The 18,682-nt window shown below is 37.6% G+C and carries 13 protein-coding genes and 1 pseudogene; 9 read left to right on the forward strand and 5 right to left on the reverse strand.

Going from position 1 to position 18,682, the window contains the following annotated elements; translation table 11 throughout:
- Positions 1 to 48: 48 nt before the first annotated feature.
- On the reverse strand, positions 49 to 2,097 hold the full coding sequence (locus JCM12304_RS02655; protein ID WP_060678463.1) for a thioredoxin domain-containing protein: 2,049 nt from the start codon (positions 2,095 to 2,097) through the stop codon (positions 49 to 51).
- A 151-nt stretch (positions 2,098 to 2,248) separates the two neighbouring features.
- The gene (locus JCM12304_RS02660) at positions 2,249 to 2,674 is read right to left on the reverse strand and encodes a YmaF family protein (protein ID WP_060678464.1); all 426 of its coding nucleotides are present in this window, start codon (positions 2,672 to 2,674) and stop codon (positions 2,249 to 2,251) included.
- 136 nt (positions 2,675 to 2,810) lie between these two features.
- On the opposite strand from JCM12304_RS02660, the gene JCM12304_RS02665 reads away from it, so the two are divergent.
- The 7 genes from JCM12304_RS02665 to JCM12304_RS02695 all read left to right on the forward strand — a co-directional run bounded on the left by JCM12304_RS02665 (position 2,811) and on the right by JCM12304_RS02695 (position 10,409).
- A complete protein-coding gene (locus tag JCM12304_RS02665) occupies positions 2,811 to 4,370 on the forward strand; it encodes a plasmid pRiA4b ORF-3 family protein (RefSeq protein ID WP_060678465.1) in 1,560 nt (519 codons plus the stop codon).
- A gap of 145 nt (positions 4,371 to 4,515) precedes the next feature.
- Positions 4,516 to 4,965, forward strand: coding sequence for a flavodoxin (locus JCM12304_RS02670; RefSeq protein ID WP_060678466.1), 450 nt, complete (start codon positions 4,516 to 4,518; stop codon positions 4,963 to 4,965).
- A 244-nt stretch (positions 4,966 to 5,209) separates the two neighbouring features.
- Positions 5,210 to 6,073: a MurR/RpiR family transcriptional regulator gene (locus tag JCM12304_RS02675; protein ID WP_060678467.1), complete on the forward strand. Its 864-nt coding sequence runs from the start codon at positions 5,210 to 5,212 to the stop codon at positions 6,071 to 6,073.
- 157 nt (positions 6,074 to 6,230) lie between these two features.
- On the forward strand, positions 6,231 to 7,133 hold the full coding sequence (gene murQ / locus JCM12304_RS02680) for an N-acetylmuramic acid 6-phosphate etherase (RefSeq protein WP_019376029.1): 903 nt from the start codon (positions 6,231 to 6,233) through the stop codon (positions 7,131 to 7,133).
- A 116-nt stretch (positions 7,134 to 7,249) separates the two neighbouring features.
- Entirely contained in the window at positions 7,250 to 8,557 is a 1,308-nt protein-coding gene (locus JCM12304_RS02685; protein ID WP_060678542.1) for an ABC transporter substrate-binding protein, read from the forward strand.
- An 84-nt stretch (positions 8,558 to 8,641) separates the two neighbouring features.
- Complete coding sequence (locus tag JCM12304_RS02690) at positions 8,642 to 9,535, forward strand: carbohydrate ABC transporter permease (RefSeq protein WP_026041315.1); 894 nt, start codon at positions 8,642 to 8,644, stop codon at positions 9,533 to 9,535.
- A gap of 31 nt (positions 9,536 to 9,566) precedes the next feature.
- Positions 9,567 to 10,409 (forward strand): carbohydrate ABC transporter permease, encoded by an 843-nt coding sequence (locus tag JCM12304_RS02695; RefSeq protein ID WP_019376032.1) that lies wholly within the window; start codon positions 9,567 to 9,569, stop codon positions 10,407 to 10,409.
- Positions 10,410 to 10,485: 76 nt separating this feature from the next.
- Here the strand turns inward: JCM12304_RS02695 and JCM12304_RS02700 are convergent.
- The 3 genes and pseudogenes from JCM12304_RS02700 to JCM12304_RS02710 form a co-directional block, all read right to left on the reverse strand.
- Positions 10,486 to 11,744: pseudogene (locus tag JCM12304_RS02700) on the reverse strand (exo-beta-N-acetylmuramidase NamZ family protein).
- A gap of 39 nt (positions 11,745 to 11,783) precedes the next feature.
- Positions 11,784 to 13,850 carry a glycoside hydrolase family 3 protein gene (locus JCM12304_RS02705; protein ID WP_082387958.1) on the reverse strand — a complete coding sequence of 689 codons (2,067 nt, stop codon included), beginning with the start codon at positions 13,848 to 13,850 and terminating at the stop codon, positions 11,784 to 11,786.
- A gap of 25 nt (positions 13,851 to 13,875) precedes the next feature.
- Positions 13,876 to 15,585, reverse strand: a complete 1,710-nt coding sequence (locus tag JCM12304_RS02710) for a serine hydrolase domain-containing protein (RefSeq protein WP_060678469.1) — start codon at positions 15,583 to 15,585, stop codon at positions 13,876 to 13,878.
- 460 nt (positions 15,586 to 16,045) lie between these two features.
- Here JCM12304_RS02710 and putP point away from each other — a divergent pair, with 460 nt between their 5' ends.
- Together putP and JCM12304_RS02720 are read left to right on the forward strand one after the other, a co-directional pair.
- Positions 16,046 to 17,545, forward strand: a complete 1,500-nt coding sequence (putP, locus tag JCM12304_RS02715) for a sodium/proline symporter PutP (protein WP_060678470.1) — start codon at positions 16,046 to 16,048, stop codon at positions 17,543 to 17,545.
- Between the two features lie 20 nt (positions 17,546 to 17,565).
- On the forward strand, positions 17,566 to 18,522 hold the full coding sequence (locus JCM12304_RS02720) for an agmatinase family protein (RefSeq protein ID WP_060678471.1): 957 nt from the start codon (positions 17,566 to 17,568) through the stop codon (positions 18,520 to 18,522).
- The last annotated feature ends 160 nt before the right edge of the window (positions 18,523 to 18,682 follow it).

Raw genomic sequence — 18,682 nt, forward strand, 5'->3', positions numbered from 1 at the left:
ACCACAAAAATAAGTGGCAGCTAGTTAGTAGCAACCACTATAATAACTTTACTTTTCAATTATTTTTTCTATTGCTTTATCTATATCCGTTGTCGGTTGTTGACAGCTGAAATTTTCACATACATACACAGTGGTTTTATCTTCCAGTTGTCTGTATTCTGCTGCAAATGGGGCAATAGATATAAGGTCTTCTGATCTCTCAGTTACCAGTACGCTTACATTCGGCAAGAATGTTGTTTGGAGTATTTTTAATAGCTTGATACGGGCTGGATCATTTTTATTACCAATCACGACCACTTCCTTTGTTGCATTCTCTGTAAGTTGTAAACTTTGCATAAAGTAAGGAGCTGCTGAAGCCTGTCTATTAATATCATCATAAAAGGTATAATACATCGTTTCGACCTTATCGAGGAAATACATTTCGCCAGTTAATGAACCCATCCGCACGAGAGCCACAGCTGCAACACTGTTTCCAGAAGGGATCGCTCCATCATAAATTTCTTTATCTCTGGAAATTAATTCTTCACTGTCCTTCCCACTGAAGAAAAAGCCACCATCCTGTTCGTCCCAAAATAAGTCAATCATTTGCTCACTAAACTTCCTTGCTTGACTCAAGTAATAAAGAGAAAAGGTTGTCTCATATAATTCCAAATAGGCAATGATCATGTACGCATAATCATCCAAGTAGGCATTATATTTTGCCTCTCCATCACGATACCGTGCTTTAAGACGATTTTGTTTAATAAGATTTTTTTCAATGAAGTTCATTGCCTTCTCTGCCATCATCGTATAGTTTTCGTTTTGAAAAACTTTCCCGGACTTGGCTAATGCTGCGATCATCATGCTGTTCCAGGCAGTTAGTATTTTATCATCAACATGTGGATAAACACGTTTTTCGCGCTCTTTCAGTAACTGCTCCTTTGCTGTTTCCAATTGCTGGAGTAGGTTCTTATCGCCCAGTATTTTTCGTAGGCTAACATTGATTGAATTTGGGATATTTTTCCCTTCAAAATTGCCGTAGGGTGTAATATCATACACTTCAGCAAAAATTTCTCCGACAGTATTGCCGAGGATATCAAATATTTCTTCTTCTTCCCACACATAATACTTTCCTTCTTCACCTTCAGAGTCTGCATCAATGGCTGAATAGAAGGCGTCTTCCCTGCTGGTCATCTCTCGCCTGATGAATGTAATAATTTCTTCACCGATTTTCTTATATAAAGGATGGTCTGTAAGTTGGTAGGCCTCTGTGAAAACGTTGAGTAAAAGTGCATTGTCGTAAAGCATTTTCTCGAAATGAGGTACAAGCCATTTTTCATCAGTTGAGTAGCGAGAAAAACCAAAACCAATTTGGTCATAGATCCCGCCCGAAGCCGTGGATTGTAATGTCAATTCAACCATTTTTAAAGCAGCTGTTTTATCCGTAAAATAATAATGCCTCAGTAAAAATAAACTGTTTTGTGGCATAGGGAATTTAGGTGCACTGCCAAATCCACCATAATTAAAATCAAAGATTCTCCCCAGCTGGTGAAAAGCTTGATGAATAAAGTCATTATTCAATCTTTGCTTGCTTTTAGAAGAGACGGTTTTAGCTAATGCTTGTTTTACGCTATTCGTAACTTCGGTAATATGTTTCGGATCATTTGTGTATTTCAAATTTAATTGCTGAAGAGCTTCAACCAGACCTGGCCTGCCGTATTTAGATTGTTTTGGGAAGTAAGTCCCTGCGTAAAAAGGGACTTGATCTGGTGTCATAAAGATAGTTAGCGGCCAGCCTCCGTGACCTTCCATCATCTGACAGACCTTCATATATACAGCATCAACATCTGGGCGTTCTTCTCTGTCAACTTTAATAGCCACATAATGTTTATTTAATAACGTAGCAACCTCATCGTCTTCAAAAGACTCGTGTGCCATTACATGACACCAATGACAAGTACTATATCCGATGCTTAAAAAAATAGGCTTTCCTTCTCTTTTGGCTTTATTAAAGGCAGCCTCACCCCAAGGATACCAATCTACTGGGTTTGTGGCATGCTGAAGCAAATAAGGGGATTTTTCAGAGATTAATCGATTTGGTCTTCTGTTAGTTGTCATAATTTATCACCTGCCGTTTTTGAATGTGTCTAAAATTACCTTACCATATTTCGTGAAAAAACTTCCAAAATTGTAAGAGGGCAGCCAATTAATAATAAGTGATAAACAGCAGTCAACAAGAAGTGGAACCAAATTGCTACAATAAAAATAATTAGCATTTTAAAGCTGCAGTAAATCCTTTAATAGTATGGACATGTCCATTACTTTCTTTTGTCTGAAATTCTGTATAATGGATATGAGATCCGTCGGGTAACTGAATCGGTGGTCCTGTATGTGCTTCATAATAGTGAAAATGTGCGTCATTAAAAGTAGTATTTCCATATACTCTGTGAAAATGCCCATCCTCTGATTCGATGGCAGGCCCACTTACTCCAGGATGTAAATGTGCATGCCCATTCTCACAAGTGGTAGTTCCAAAATATGCATGCGTGTGTCTATCGTTTTCTTTCTTTTGATCCTGCTGTGCTCTTTCAACATTTTGAGGTATGCCTTCAGGATGATTTAAATTATATGGATGTTGCATGAGGTTTTTGCTATAAGGAAAACTGAACAACATAGGAGATATGCCATGGTACATATGATTTCCTCCCTGCTATAATTGTAATCTATACAATATATTCATGAAGCGTAATTTTAGGTAACAAATTGATAGAAATAAGAAGTCAATTTTTCATAACACATGTTAAGATAGAAGAAAAGTGAGGTGGGGGATTATGATCTATGAATTAAAAATAGTACTTAAAGATGTAGGACTTCCAGTATATAGGGATATTCAGCTTGATGGACAAACTACATTTGAAGAGTTGCACGAAATAATACAGGTTGCATTTGAATGGTCAGCATCTCATTTATTTGGGTTCTTTGTCGCTAGAACAAATGGAAAAGAAGTGAAGCGAATTAGAATGACATCAAAGGATGATCCCAATGAAAGTTTTTGGAGCCCCAGTATAAAGCAATCATCAACGTATTATATTGAAGAAGAAAATATTGCGGGATGGTTTCAAGTTGTTGGGGATCAAATTAATTATGTTTATGATTATGGGGATGATTGGCAACATGAAATTACCTTGACAAAAATTATTCAACCTAAAGAAGGGGACTCCTATCCCAGGTGTATTAATGCAAAAAATATTGCCCCACCAGAAGATAGCAGAGGAGAATTGTTGGCAGGCGATATTAATCTGGAGTTTGCTGACAGTAAAAAGTTAGTAGAAAAGGTGAACAACGATTTAGAAGTCGTTTTTGCAGATGAAGCGATTTATCCAGACATATGGGAAGAAGTATTAAAAACGGCGAAAGAGTTCCACAGACAAAAGCCTTGGAAGAATTTTCGGGATGATGAGGTTTTCACCATTGTGGATCCTGTCACTAAAGAAAATTTATTTTGTTCCGTACTTGGGGCAGGAGAAGAAACATTTGGTCTTGCGGTTTACATTGGACAAGCTGGACTTCAATCTTTAATTGAAACGGCAACGGGGGGAAGGGATTCATTCTCTATTATGCTGAAACAACGCAGTCTTCTGCTTAGCTTTGAAGATAGGGAAGACTTAGCAAGGAATGAGTATAAATTCATTAAATCATTTAATACTAATTTCCGTGGCAAAAAAGCATGGCCTTTATTCATAAGCTATGTTCCTGGCTACAATCCTTGGGAAATAGATGCTGAGGAAGCAAGACTATTAATAGTAGCGATGTCCCAAACCTTAGAATTTTTAAAGGAGATCAAAAGTGGTCTTGAGCTCCCTGGATTTTTTGAGGGAAGTTCGATTGTCAAAGTCCCCTGCGAGCAGGCCGGAAATATTATATTCCAGAATGAGATATGGGATATCGAGCGTTTAATTCATAAGCAGACCGATTCTCAAGTCGAGTTAGAGATTTCTGAACTTAGCATTAAAAGACTGAAAAAAAATACAGAAAGAATAAAGGCTGAAATAGAATTTAATCTACAGTACGTAGATTTGCCTGTTCAAGAAGATCCAAACGAAAGACCAAGATTCCCTGTCTTATCCATCGCTGCAGATCATACACAAGGAATGGTTATTTATCAAGATCTTCTCGATACCACAATAGAGAATAAAACTGCTCAGCAACAACTTGTGAATTTATTCCAAACGATTGAAGGGATACCTGATCTTCTTTATATGAATAAACAAACTTTCCATCAGATTGAGCCACTGGTAGATGAGTTAAACCTTTCAGTAGAAATCACACAGGAGCTTACCATTATTAATGAGTTGGTCAATGGTTTACACAATAGTATACCACCTTTTTAAAGTTAAGGATTTGTAGCCAATGAAAATCAATTTTGCCAAGAAAGTTGTAAAATTGGCATAATTGCATTTGAAATATTATTGAAATTAATTCTCATTATCAATTAAACTTGATTTAACATGACATTGATAAAAGGTGAGGTGGATAATGGGGAACATATTGATATTATATGCCAGTTCGACTGGGAATACGGAATTAATGGCAGATGCGATAGAAAAGTACTTGCGAAAAATAGATTACCAGGTGATAATTAAAACATTTGATTATGATCCAATTGACGTACATGATCTTCTTAAATATGATGGTCTTCTCATTGGCACATATACATGGGATGATGGAGAGCTACCATATGAAGTAGAAGATTTCTATGAAGAACTGGAAGATGTAGATCTTACAGGTAAATCTGTTGGTGTATTTGGATCTGGTGATTCCTTCTACGATACATTTGGAGGAGCAATTGATTTACTTGCTGATCGCTTGCAAAAATGCGGGGCTGATTTGCTTGAGGAAAGACTTAAAGTAGATCTCACACCAAAATTAGAAGACATAAAAAGGTGTGAGTTGTTTACACAAAAGTTAATAGATAGCATAGAGTAGTTTAAAATACATAGACTGTAAAATATAAATAAGATTTTACAGTCTATGTATTTTATTGTAATAAAATTTCAGAAAATACTTGTTATTTTAATGCTTCTCAGCTAATGTTATTTATAAGAACTAATAAGTAAGATGGCATCTCCTTCTATTTGTCGACTCACTAGTTGGATCTGCAGTTACGAACAGGAATTGTCTACAGTCAGAATTTATTAGCTATAATAATTACATAAATGAGGTGACTAAGATGTCTCATATTAAGGGTGGATTAACCATAATTAAAGAAATGGTTAATCATTTGGCTCCATCAGAAAAAAAGATAGCGGAGTATATATTGAATAATCCTGAGGAATCTATTCTTCTTACAGCTTTAATGCTTGGTGAAAAGAGTAATACAAGCAGTGCAGCAGTGGTCCGTCTATGTAAATCACTCGGTTTCAGTGGCTTTCAAGAACTTAAGATTCGTGTTGCTGGTGATTTACAGGAAGAAGATGTACGCGGCTATCGAGACATAGACCCAGAGGAAGATGTAAAAACCATCATAGATAAGGTTACAAGTAATACTATTCAAACTTTGAGAGAAACAGTTGATATTCTAAACGAAAAAAACATACAGGAAGCTGTTGCTCTATTAAGTAATGCACAATCCGTGGTATTTATCGGTGTAGGAGCCTCATATTTAGCTGCAAAAGATGCAGAACAAAAATTTATACGTATTAATAAAAATGCTCATGCAGTTTCAGATGTGCATATGGCTGCTACGGCAATTGCTAATAAGGGGCCGAAAGATGTGGTTGTCGGAATCTCCTTCTCAGGGAATACGAAGGAAATCGCTAAATTACTTGAACTTGCTAAGCAAAATAAGATTAAAACGATCAGTATAACCAAATACGGAAATGCGTTAATCACTCCATTTACTGATATACCATTACATACTTCAGCAGCAAAAGAAGCAACCTTTCGAAGTGGAGCAACTTCTTCTCGAATTGCCCAGTTGCATGTTATTGATATTTTGTTAATGTGCCTGGCATCACAAGAGTATAAGCAAACGATTACCTATCTGGATGAGACAAGAAAAGCAGTTTCTTTTTTAAAAGGAGAAACTACTTAAAAATAGCTTTTGAAATAAAATTACTATTAACTTTAAAAATAGTTGACAAAATAGTTCAACATAACTATAATTAATAAAAATTAAGAAAATTTAAATTAAATAAAAATGTAAGCGGTTTATTTAACGTGAATATAAAGATAAGGGGGATGGCATATTCATGGAATTAGCGGGCTTAACAACTGAAAAGAGAAATACCAAAAGCTTGCAATTGGATCAAATGTCTTCTTTAGAAATATTAAAACTGATGAATGAAGAAGATAAAAAAGTGGCTTTAGCAATTGAGGCAATTTTGCCACAAGTGGATCTTGCTGTTAATAAAGTATTTCATTCCCTCTCCCTTGGAGGGAGGTTGTTCTATGTCGGAGCAGGCACAAGTGGCAGGCTTGGTGTGATGGACGCATCTGAATGTCCACCGACTTTTATGACCTCACCTGATTTGATTCAAGCTGTTATGGCTGGAGGAGAGCAAGCCTTTTTTAAAGCAATCGAAGGGTCAGAGGACGAGGAGGATCAAGCCATTCTTGATCTCAAAGCTAAATCGTTCACTAAGAAAGATGTGGTTATTGGAATAACAGCAAGCGGAAGAACTCCATATCCCATAGGAGCTGTTAAATATGCTAAAGAATTAGGAGCATATACTATTTCTTTATCAAGTAATAAAGAATCAGTAATAAGTAAATATGCAGATTGTAATATAGAAGTAATTGTGGGACCAGAAGTACTGACTGGTTCTACAAGATTAAAAGCTGCCTCAGCGCACAAAATGATCCTTAATATGATTAGTACTGCTACAATGGTTAAGCTTGGTAAGGTATATGAAAATTTAATGGTTGATGTACATGCGAGTAACTATAAATTAAGAGAACGAGCAAAGCGAAATATTATGGAGATTACCAATGTTACATATGAAGAGGCAGGGGAAGTACTACAACAAACTAATTATGAAGTGAAGCCCGCGATTGTCATGATTAAAGGTGATGTGTCGCTTTCTGTAGCAAGAAAGGCAATTGTTGAAAACAATGGATATGTAAGAAACGCAATTAAATCACTATCATCGTAGGAAGCAACATTAATAGATTAATAATCTATTAATGAGTTTCATATATTAAAAATATAAAGGGGGTAAATACATTGAAAAAAATAATCAATGTTCGCACGCTGTTTTTGTTTGCAGTCATGTTAATGCTTGCGTTAGTAGTTGCTTGTTCATCAGATGACGGTGGCAATGAGGATAGCGGTTCCGACAAATCCGTAAATACAGCAGAAGGCGGTAATGGAGAGATCTCCGGAGATCTGGAAATTCAGTATTTTGTTGGAGGGTATGGAGATTCGTGGTGGAAAGAAGTTATTGGGGATTTTAAAGAAAAATATCCTGATGTAAACGTGATTGAGCATGCAGGTCCTAATATTAATGATGAGATGCGTTCCAGATGGGTGTCTAATGATCCGCCAGATGTTGTTTACATTGATGGTGCTGGATCTAGTGAAACTCAAATGGTAGAAGACGGTCAGTTGATGAATTTAACTGACTGGGTACAGGATATTGAACTGGATAATGGCGATAAGCTTGTTGATAGCTTTATCGTGGAGCCAGGTAAATTTGATGGAGAAATCTACTCCCTTCCATTAGTTTTTGATACATGGGGAACTTGGTATGACAAAGCATGGTTTGAAGAAGAAGGGTTTAAAGTTCCAAGTGACTTTGATAGCTTTATGAGCTCTATGCAGGAAATTAAAAAAGAAGCAGATATTGAACCTTTTGTAACATCTGGTCAGCATCCTTATTATTTCCTCCGCGGCATGCTCTATCCAGCATTTGGCGCAGCAGGTGGAGATGAATTGTTAGCAGATTTGATTACTGGTAAAGAGGGAGCCTGGACCAGTGATGTAGTTTTGGAAACAATGAAAAAGGTAGAAAAAATGCAAAAGGAAGGTATGTTTGATGAAGGGTTGGGAGCGTTGAACCATACCCAATCACAAATGAACTTCCTTCTACATGAAAATGCTTTTATTCCAGTAGGATTCTGGTTGCCTAATGAGATGGCAAATGACATACCTGATGGCTTAGAATTTGGTTTTATCCCTTCACCTATGCAAGATAAGGGAGAACCTTTCGCCATTGTACCTGATTTGCGTCCATTAGCAATTGCTGAGAACGCAGAGAACCCTGAAGCGGCTAAGGCTTTTGTTGAATTCGCTTTTACAAGAGATTATGCAATGTCCTTCTCTGAGCATACAGGAGCAATTATGAATATTACTGGGGTAGATTTGACTAAAAACGAAAATGTACCTAGCTACTTAACGGAAGCTAATGCTATGATTAATGATCCAGAGCAAGTACAAATCTATGAGAAGCCACACCCGATGAGTGCAGATTTAGAGACACCAATTGGCAATGCATTAATGTCCTTAATGTTAGGTAATATGTCTGCGGAAGAATTTGTTCAGGAAGCTGAAAAAGCTGCAGCGGATTACCGTAAATAAGAAAATGAGGCTGGTATGGGATATAGGGCATTTCCTTTGCTCCATGTCCCATACCGTTCATTTTTAAAAGGAAAGAGTGATGGAATGGTACAGTCAAAAAAACAAAAATATACTTTTTTGGCTTTTTGTTTGATTCCTACATTTATCATGTTTGCAATTTTTACTCTTTATCCACTGTTTAGTGGCTTATATTATTCATTTTTTGATTGGTCAGGCTCTTCACAGAATAAAGATTTTATAGGGATCGACAATTACATAAAGCTTTTTAATGATGCAATTATTCCCGGAACAATCATTCATGATTATTTTCTCGTGGCAACAAAAGTAATTGGTATTATGGTTATGGCATTATTTATCGCTGTGGCTTTAACACAATTGAAAATTAAGGAAGCTCCTTTTTATCGAATTGTTTTTTTCTTCCCAAATATTATGTCAGTTGTTGTAATAGGTATATTATGGACCTTTATCTATAACCCAAGTCTCGGTTTAATTAATTCGGGGTTAGAATTTATTGGACTTGAGAGTTGGGCAAGACCTTGGCTTGGAAGTGAAACATGGGCATTACCAAGTTTGGTGTTGCCATCCATCTGGGCTGGTATCGGCTTATTTATGCTAATGCTGATGGGAGGAATAGCTAATGTTTCGAAAAGTTATTATGAAGCTGCAGAAATTGATGGTGCTAATGAATGGCAGCAATTTTGGAAAGTTACCCTCCCATTAATATGGCCACAGATTAAAATTTCCGTGCTTTATATCGTAATAACTACATTAAACGGTTCCTTTATTATTGTACAGGTTATGACTGGTGGGGGGCCAAATAACTCTACACATGTTATGGGATCGTATTTATATCAACAAGCTTTTGTTCAATTCAACTTCGGATATGGAGCAACAATTGGAGTAATGATTCTTATATTCTCCTTACTAACAGTGCTAATTCTGCAATTCTTTATGCGAAGAGACAAAGTGGAGTACTAAGGTAGAAGAAATAGCAAAGGAGGAAACGAAGGTGAAAAGAAGTGTTGGTCAAATCCTTGGAAGAACAGGGATACGAATTCCTCTGATTTTATGGACAATTGCTGTGTTGTACCCAATTTTTTGGATGTTTCTTGGGGCGTTTAAGTCAAACGCTGAAATTTACAGAAATCCCTGGGGGTTTCCGGAAAGCTTTAGCTGGCAAAACTTTATCGACGCATGGAACAACTATAATATAGATACAAGCGTCTTTAATAGTTTATTCGTTACCGTGTTGGGGGCAGTAATTACATTGGTGCTAGCTATTCCAACTGCATACGCAATTGAACGATTGAATTTTAGAGGAAGTCGGTTTTTATTTACATTGTATGTATCTGCTATGATGATTCCTATGGTATTAGGCTGGATCCCATTATTCTTTTTATTAATGAAACTAAACTTGCTTGATAATATTATTGGTCTGTCTATTGTTTATGCGGTTAGTCAGTTGCCATTTACGATTTTTGTTTTAACAAGTTTTATGAGTACAATACCTAAATCCTTAGAAGAGTCGGCAGCAATGGATGGTCTGTCTCCGTATGGAGTGTTATGGAAGATTATTACTCCGCTAAGTATGTCAGGAATTATCACGGTGACTATTATGAATGCGATACAGTTTTGGAATGAATACTTTATGGCACTGATCTTTTTGCAAACACAGGAAAATTACACATTAGCTCTAGCAATTGATTTTATAAGCAGTGAGGCGCAATATACGAACGCATGGGGCACATTATTTGCAAGTCTGGTCATAGCAATTACTCCTGTTATTATATTATATGCCATTTTCCAGCAAAGGATTGCAAAGGGAATGACAGAAGGTGCAATTAAAGGATAAGATTGATAAAAACAGCATCCCTATAAGCGGATGCTGTTTTTTCGGTTCTCATATATGCTGAGACTATTCAATGATATTAGTATAATAGGTAGCCTTTACGTAGTTTCTCAAAGTCTTTCAACTCATGTTTCCATTGCTTTTGAATTTCCTTTACAGATGATCCGCTCTCAATTGCTTCGCGAACCCAACCATTGCCAATTAGATTATCAAAAAACGAAATACCTGAACTGTTTTCTGCTCGAAATGCAAAATCCTCCGGATACATGTCATGAATTGTTTTTACAATGTGCAGTCCAGTTTCTACAGGCCTATATGCTTTCTTATTTGTTACATGAATTTGAATGCCATGACTTAATTTGCCGCTATGCTTTGAAAAGGATGGTGTAAAAGATGCTGCACGGAATTTCATTCCCGGCAAATTCTTCTTAGATAATTCTGCAGCAAGGTCGGTTCCATTTATAAAAGGTGCACCGATAAGCTCAAAAGGTTTCGTTGTCCCACGGCCTTCTGATACATTGGTCCCCTCAATTAAAGCTGCACCCGGGTACACAATTGCTGTCGTCAGTGTTGGCATATTTGGAGATGGTAAAACGAATTCCAGGCCGGTATCATCGTAATACATATTTCTTTTCCAACCATTCATTTTTACTACTTTCAAGTCAGCATCAATCTGAAACTCTTCATTAAATAACTCTGCCAATTCACCGACGGTCATACCGTGGCGTAATGGTATTGGATATTTTCCAACAAAAGATGCATAATCGGGGTCAAGCACCGGGCCTTCTACTTTATGACCACCAAGCGGATTTGGACGGTCAAGTACAATAAATGGAATATCGTTTTCCTGTGCTGCTTCCATTGCGTAAGCCATTGTATAAATATACGTATAGAAACGTGTTCCTACATCCTGAATATCGAAAAGCAATACATCAATGCCCTCGAGCATTTCAGGTGTTGGTTTACGTGTTTTTCCATATAAACTGTATACAGGTAAGCCGGTCTCTTCATCCAAATAGTACTCCACATATTCACCTGCCTGTGCGTCACCACGCACCCCATGTTCCGGACCGTAAAGTGCTGTAAGATCGACGTCAGGGTCATTATGCAATAGATCAACAATACTGTTTAAATCCTGATCAACTCCTGTAGGTTGGTAATTAAACCAACCCGCTTTCCTTCAATAAGGCTTTTTTGTTCTTCAAGTAAAATTTCCACTCCTAATTTTAGCTCGTTTGAATTTCCTTTCTTTTTTCCATTTCCCCTATCAGCAAATGCAGCAGTGAGAGAACTTAAGATCAGAAGTGCCGTAAAAAACATAATAAACGATTTTTTCATTTTCCAACACACTCCTTTAATTATAAAAATGAATTTTTCTTAATAAGAAAGGCCTGTTCCAAAGTTATACAAAATGTCACCATATTGGTTAGGAATCGTGACAGGCAGAAGGCCAGTAGGGTTATTTTTACCAAACAATGTTGCTGCGGTAGCCCGGAAGCTTGCATCTCTGAAACCATATTGAGCAATGAAGGCATCAATTTCTGGATATGCCATAATATCATATGGGTTTCGAATTGCTACTCCTGTAACAGGTGCTTCTACATGTTCTATCAACTGATTTACCAACTGCATTTGTGAACTTTCTGGTGATCGGCCGTTGACGTTATACGTATATGTTCCTACAATTACAGTTGCAGCTTCTTGTAATTGAGCAAGCTGACTATTGGAAATTGGTCCGGTAGCCTGTATCAATTCTGTGTTCGCATGGTGACTTTTCACTGCGTCGAAAAGATCTGTAATAAATGTGTTGCCAACTACAACAACTTTATCCTCTGATGAGAGAGAAAGGGGTAGAATAGCATCATTCTTTACAAGTGTTATTGAGTGGTCAGCTGCTTTTTTCTCAACCTCTTTATGTTGATCTGAGCCAACAATCTGCTCCGCATTCTTTATCTTTGCAGAGATTGGTAATGGATTCTCTTTCTTGATAATCCCACGATTAATCTTTAACTTGAGTATTCGCTCTACAGAAGCACTTACACGTGCTTCTGTTATTTCACCAGTTTCTACAGCCTCGTATAATCCCTCTGCTACTTCTTCCAGTCCTACAGGCATTAGGATTATATCAGTACCAGCATTCACTGCTCGAATCACTGCGTCAACAGAGCCGAAATGATCGGAGATTGCCTTCATATTCAAAGCATCAGTAATAATCAATCCATCATAATTCATTTCTTCTCGCATTAGCTCTGTCAGTACTTTATAGGAAAGGGTAGCAGGTAATGAAATTTCCGAGCCATCTTTTTTTGAAATAACCTTTGTGTTATCTATTTTTGGAAAAGTTACGTGTGCTGTCATAACAGCATCTATTTCATTATTCATTACTTGTTGAAATGGATATAGTTCCACTTTTTTTAAACGTTCTAAATCGTAAGGCACTTCAGGCACTCCTAAATGGGAATCAACCGCTGTATCTCCATGGCCTGGAAAATGCTTTGCAGTTGCTGCTACTCCAGTGTTTTGTAATCCTTTGGAATAGGCCACTCCTAGATCAGCAACAAGTTTAGGATCTTCACCAAATGAACGTACACCAATTACAGGGTTATCAGGATTATTATTAACATCTAATACAGGTGCCAGATTCATATTGATACCAAGTGCGTTCAGCTCTTCGCCAATTACTTCTCCAACCTGTGCTGCTAATTCCGGGGAACGAGTTGCACCCAATGCCATGTTTCCTGGCATGTCAGTTCCGGATTGCAAGCGTGTCACAATGCCTCCTTCCTGATCTATTGTTATCATGAGGCCATAATTTTCAGCGGCGTTTTGATAGTCTGCTACAAGTTTTGTTGTTTGTTCTGTTGTCACTACGTTTTCTCTAAAAAGAATAATCCCACCTAAATGATAATCCTTTACTAACTGTTCAATTTCAGGAAGCATCTCCGTTACGTCCTCACCATCCCATTTACGGAAGTCAGGCATTAACATCTGCCCGATTTTTTCTTTAATAGTCATACGCTCGACTGCTTGTTCAATGAGATTATAGCGTTCTCCCTTACTCTTTAGAACAAGTTGTTTTCCTTTTTTATGATGGACAGCAATTTGATCTGTAAATTTACCATCTGATACAGTAATCCAAGAGCGGCCATTTTGACCAGTAAAAGTAACCTTTCCATTCTGATCTACAGTAGCAACATTTTTATTACGTGAACTCCAAGTTATATCTTTATTTATCTCTGTGAAATGTCCATCCTTATAAAGGTGTAATGCTTGTAAATCAATGTGTTTATTTTCTACGTTTATATCTGCTTCAGGTACATTTTGTAAAATTATGACATCATTTATGTGGTTTTCTGCCTCTGCAGAAATTAGTGTAGTACTAAGAGAACTAAAAACTATGATAGTAAATAATATAAGAAGAAAGCTCGTCTTTTTAGAAAACATTATTATTAACCTCCTTTAATGTTTTTTAGTAAGCTCTTTTTGTCCAATCGTCACTTTTCAAGGAAAGAGGTAGTTTTCGTCCTTCTTTAGTTTCTAATCCCAGATTAGTAACATACCAACCTCTGCCATTATTATAAGCATCTGTTTCATAGTTGAAGCGAAGATGGGTTGCATGTGCAGGAATTTGAATCTCTGTGGTCTTCCACCCTACACTGCTTCCAGTGAAAGGAGAATGAACAGGAGACCAATTCTTTCCATCACTTGATATCTCAACCAAACCTTTGTCGTAATTTTTTTCCGTTCGATACCATGTATCAAATGTGAGGACCGCAGCTTGATTGTTTGTTAATTCGGCCGTAAGCGTTCGATTTAATTGATCACCATATCCTGAAAACCATGCTTTTTCATTACTTGGAATACTAACAGGTATGGCATCTGCAACTTGCCGGGCAAACTGGCGTCTTGCTGGATTAGTGGAGACTGTTTCCCTTGTCGGATGTACTCGGTTTGTCAACAGAATGGCAATGGTGTCATTATTACCATTAATAACAAGTGAGGTTCCTGTATAACCAGTATGTCCTATGGAGCTGGCTTCTGATAAACCATCCATGTACCAGCTTTGCGAAAGCTCCCAACCAAGACCGTGTTCATCTCCTGGAAATTGTGGAATTTGATTATTTACTAACAGGGATACTGTTTTAGGCTGAAGTATTTGTTTACCGCCGTAGCGACCATCGTTTATGAACATATGGGCGAGTTTTGCTAAATCTTTTGCAGTAGAAAACACACCAGCATGTCCAGCTATTCCATCAAGCGACCAGGCGCTTTCATCGTGCACCTCGCCCCAAACGAGTCCTCTATTCGTCCATGGCTGAAATTCTGTTGCGGCAATTCTTTGTTTTAAATGCTTCGGTGGGTTGTACATCGTGTCATTCATTTTTAATGGTTTAGTGATCTTATCAGCTACAAATTCATCTAATCTTTGTCCGGAAAGTCGTTCTATTAGTGCGCCTAATGTGATCATATTTAGATCACTGTAGGTATAAGTCGAACCAGGTTCATTACTTAGCGGGTATTGAAAAACATATTGTAGTCGATCTTCACGATTTTCACCTATTGTATAGAGAGGAATCCATGGCTTAAAGCCGGAAGTATGTGTCATGAGTTGCTCAATCGTTACATTTTGTTTTCCATTTTCAGCAAATTCGGGGATATATTTAGCTACTGGATCATCTAACTCAAAATAATCTTCTTCATACAGTTTCATAGCCGCAGTAGTTGTAAATATTTTGCTAATGGAAGCAAGATCGAAAATGGTGTCCTTTCTCATAGATATAGAGTTCTCAGCTAATGTCCCTTCATCATCGGTATAACGAAATGCATCTCCATATGCTTCATGTTGAACAATATGACCTCTTCGGGCGACTAGTGTAACGGCACCGGGCATTGCATTCTTATTGATCATCTTCAACATAACTTGGTCAATATCCGATAACGGTCCCTTAATCATGCCGGCTCCACGGGCAGAACCGGGGTGAAGCACCGGTGAAGTAGGGCCTGGAGTACCCCAGGAAAAGACAGGATGAGCCTTTTGAGCTACGGCTTGTTTTTTATCTCTTGTCTCAATCGTTGGTGCAGGGGGGGTATCAGCTTCGGCATTAATGTTTGGTTGCGAGCTAAAGATTATACTGGTGGACAACAAGAGGGAAAAAGACAAATAAGCTGTTTTTCTCATATGATTCCTCCTTTAGTAATTGAAAGCAACTTGATAGTTTTGATTTAATATGTAAATGCTTTCATTAAAACAAGATTAACCCAAACATTGCTTATAAGTATATGGGCTCAAGGTTCTGAATTTAACGAAAAATTTAAATATATAGTACTTAAAAACCGGGTAAAAAGAGTTATTATTGAAAAGGCCAGCATCTCAAGTTAAAAATATTGCATACTTGTAATCTGCTTACCATAAAACTAATTAAACAGTAAATTTAATAATTTTTGATTTTATAAAATATTTAGTTTAAACTAAAAGAATCAAGGTAATAGGTAAAAAGAACTTTCTTTAATTCAATAGGAGGGGTTTAGATGGAATTTGCTATTAGTGGCTGGACATTATTCTGGTTTGCTGTTCCCATGCCATTGCTAATTGTTTGGGCAACAATAACCTTTTTCACGGAGAAGGGAAGTGAAAAAGAATGAATCCAACTTTAGTAACGTTTATTGCTTATCTTATTGTGATGATCGCAATTGGTCTCATTACATATCGAATGACTCACACTCTATCAGACTATGTACTTGGAGGAAGGAAATTAAATAGTTGGGTAACCGCTTTTTCAGCCGCAGCCAGTGATTTTAGTGGGTGGCTATTAATCGGGCTACCTGGTGCTGCTTATGCTGCAGGCCTTGGAACTTGGAGCTTGTGGATTGCGGTGGGTTTGGCAATCGGTGCAATGATCAACTGGCAGTATGTTGCCAAGCGATTACGAATTTATACAGAATACTCAAATGATTCGATTACACTTCCACAGTTTTTTGAAAATCGGTATAGAGATAAATCGCATTTATTGCGGGTTATATCCGCACTTTTCATTCTAGCATTTTTCTTGTTTTACACTGCATCGGGGCTTGTCGCAGGGGCAAAGCTTTTCCAAGGAACCTTTGATGTCAGTTATCATTTTTCATTGACCTTGGGCGCAATTATAATTGTAGCCTATACTTTTTTAGGGGGTTTTTTGGCAGTAAGTATTACTGATTTTATTCAGGGTGCATTAATGTCTGCAGCACTAGCGTTTACGGCAATTTATGGGCTTATATCTATAGGTGGATTTGGAGAACTGTTTAATCAGCTAGGCTCGATTGATCCAAGTCTAATAAATGCTTTTGCAGATACTGCATACGATCAGCCTAATGGGGTGTTTTGGGATTCAGCAGGCGCGATTGGAGCTGTAGGAATTATTTCTGCTCTTGCATGGGGGCTCGGCTATTTCGGTCAGCCACATATATTAGCTCGTTTTATGGCAATTCGTTCCCACAAAGAAATTAGAAAAGCAAGATTGATTAGCGTCAGTTTAGGTCTTGTTATCCCTTTATACGGCTCTTTAATTGTTGGAATGTTAGGGATTGTAACCTTTGATCAACCACTTGCAGATTCAGAGCAAGTGTTTATTCAACTCGTACAGGTGGTCTATAATCCTTGGATCGCCGGAATATTATTAGCAGCTGTTCTAGCTGCAATAATGAGTACAGTAGATTCTCAACTTCTTGTATCGTCCAGTGCGCTATCTGAAGACTTCTACCGGAGATATTTCCGAAAGCAAGCCAGTGATAAGGAACTTGTTTGGGTAGGAAGGATTTCAGTTCTCGTTATTGCCATTGTTGCCGTACTAATTGCATGGAACGAAACAAGTTCTGTACTCAACTTGGTAGGATATGCATGGGCTGGATTCGGTGCCACCTTTGGACCGCCAATTCTCTTTTCTTTATTTTGGCGTAAAACGTCTCGCAATGGGATTGTAGCGGGAATGTTAGTTGGTGGATTAACTGTATTTATATGGCCAATGACCGGGTCAGCATTATATGAAATGGTCCCAGGCTTTGCGTTTTCTTGTATTGCAATAATAATCTTTAGTCTGCTTGGCGGTGGGCCATCTAAAGAAGTTGTTGAAGAATATGATAAAGTTGCTGGTGTAAAATAATAATCTAGGAGTGTTCGCAGATGAGTCAAAATAAACTTTACGGTAATACACCATGTTTTTTGGAAGGAAAAAAGGTAAACCTAAAAGATAATTCCACTAACGATCAGGATGTACTTATTTATGGTGTTCCTTGGGAAGGTGCGGTTACATGGGGAGATTATACTGGATGTGAACTTGGTCCTAAAGTAATCAGATTAAATTCAGCACGTTACTCTGGATATTTACCTGAATTAGATGGAATTGATGTGTTGAGTCATTATAAAATTGGTGATCTCGGTGATGTTGATGTCTTACCGGCAGATACAATCGAAACAATGAATCGCATTGAAAATTTTGCTAGCGAAGTTTGGAAAACAAATAAATTTCCTGTAGCATTTGGTGGCGATCATGGTATTACCTATCCAATTGTAAAAGCATTAAGTGAAGAAGTGGATGGGCAGGTAGGTATTATTCATTTGGATGCCCACTACGATAACTATAAAGATTATCAAGGTGATTTATATGCTAGAAGCACACCATTCCATCGTATTTATGAGAGTGAAAGCGTTAGGAATGAAAGTATTGTTCATATGGGCATTCACGGTCCAAGAAATGCACCGGAAACAGGGAAATATGCTGAAGAAGTCGGTGCCACCACAATTTCCGTAAGAGAAATACGAAAAGCGAAAGATTTAGCAGAACTTGCAAAGAAAGCTTATGACATTGCCAGTAAAGGAACGGAAGCAGTTTATTTAAGTATTTGCAGTGATGTACTTGATTTCGCTTTTAATCCAGGTGGACCTGTAGATGGTAACGGACTAACATCATTTGAACTATTAGAGCTTGTCCACGAGTTTGCAAAGTTAGGTATTCGTGGAATGGATTATGTAGAAGTTTATCCACAGCAGGACACAAATGACAATTCATCCCATTTTGTAACATATGCGGTATTATACGCGCTTGCAGGGAATATTCTGCATGAACAAATGAAGGGATGATAGATTAAAAAATGAAAGGCCACTCTATTTTAGGGTGGTCTTTTTAATTGTTCGGGAAATCTCTAAGAAAAGGAGCCATATCAGGTGAAGTGCAGGAATGACGGACATTGAAGCACGGAAACAGGTAGGGAATGTCTATCATCAAGCGCATGACAGACAT

It is taken from the genome of Virgibacillus halodenitrificans JCM 12304 (genome assembly GCF_001310895.1).
Taxonomy (GTDB): Bacteria; Bacillota; Bacilli; order Bacillales; family Amphibacillaceae; genus Virgibacillus_Q; species Virgibacillus_Q halodenitrificans.

What these genes read in the sequence shown, in the direction of transcription:
- murQ (WP_019376029.1), top strand. Translation starts at nt 6,231, where the DNA reads ATGGAATTAGCGGGCTTAACAACTGAAAAGAGAAATACCAAAAGCTTG.
- JCM12304_RS02655 (WP_060678463.1), bottom strand. Translation starts at nt 2,097, where the DNA reads ATGACAACTAACAGAAGACCAAATCGATTAATCTCTGAAAAATCCCCT.
- JCM12304_RS02690 (WP_026041315.1), top strand. Translation starts at nt 8,642, where the DNA reads ATGGTACAGTCAAAAAAACAAAAATATACTTTTTTGGCTTTTTGTTTG.
- JCM12304_RS02665 (WP_060678465.1), top strand. Translation starts at nt 2,811, where the DNA reads ATGATCTATGAATTAAAAATAGTACTTAAAGATGTAGGACTTCCAGTA.
- JCM12304_RS02705 (WP_082387958.1), bottom strand. Translation starts at nt 13,850, where the DNA reads ATGTTTTCTAAAAAGACGAGCTTTCTTCTTATATTATTTACTATCATA.
- JCM12304_RS02670 (WP_060678466.1), top strand. Translation starts at nt 4,516, where the DNA reads ATGGGGAACATATTGATATTATATGCCAGTTCGACTGGGAATACGGAA.
- JCM12304_RS02685 (WP_060678542.1), top strand. Translation starts at nt 7,250, where the DNA reads ATGTTAATGCTTGCGTTAGTAGTTGCTTGTTCATCAGATGACGGTGGC.
- JCM12304_RS02675 (WP_060678467.1), top strand. Translation starts at nt 5,210, where the DNA reads ATGTCTCATATTAAGGGTGGATTAACCATAATTAAAGAAATGGTTAAT.
- JCM12304_RS02710 (WP_060678469.1), bottom strand. Translation starts at nt 15,585, where the DNA reads ATGAGAAAAACAGCTTATTTGTCTTTTTCCCTCTTGTTGTCCACCAGT.
- putP (WP_060678470.1), top strand. Translation starts at nt 16,046, where the DNA reads ATGAATCCAACTTTAGTAACGTTTATTGCTTATCTTATTGTGATGATC.
- JCM12304_RS02720 (WP_060678471.1), top strand. Translation starts at nt 17,566, where the DNA reads ATGAGTCAAAATAAACTTTACGGTAATACACCATGTTTTTTGGAAGGA.
- JCM12304_RS02660 (WP_060678464.1), bottom strand. Translation starts at nt 2,674, where the DNA reads ATGTACCATGGCATATCTCCTATGTTGTTCAGTTTTCCTTATAGCAAA.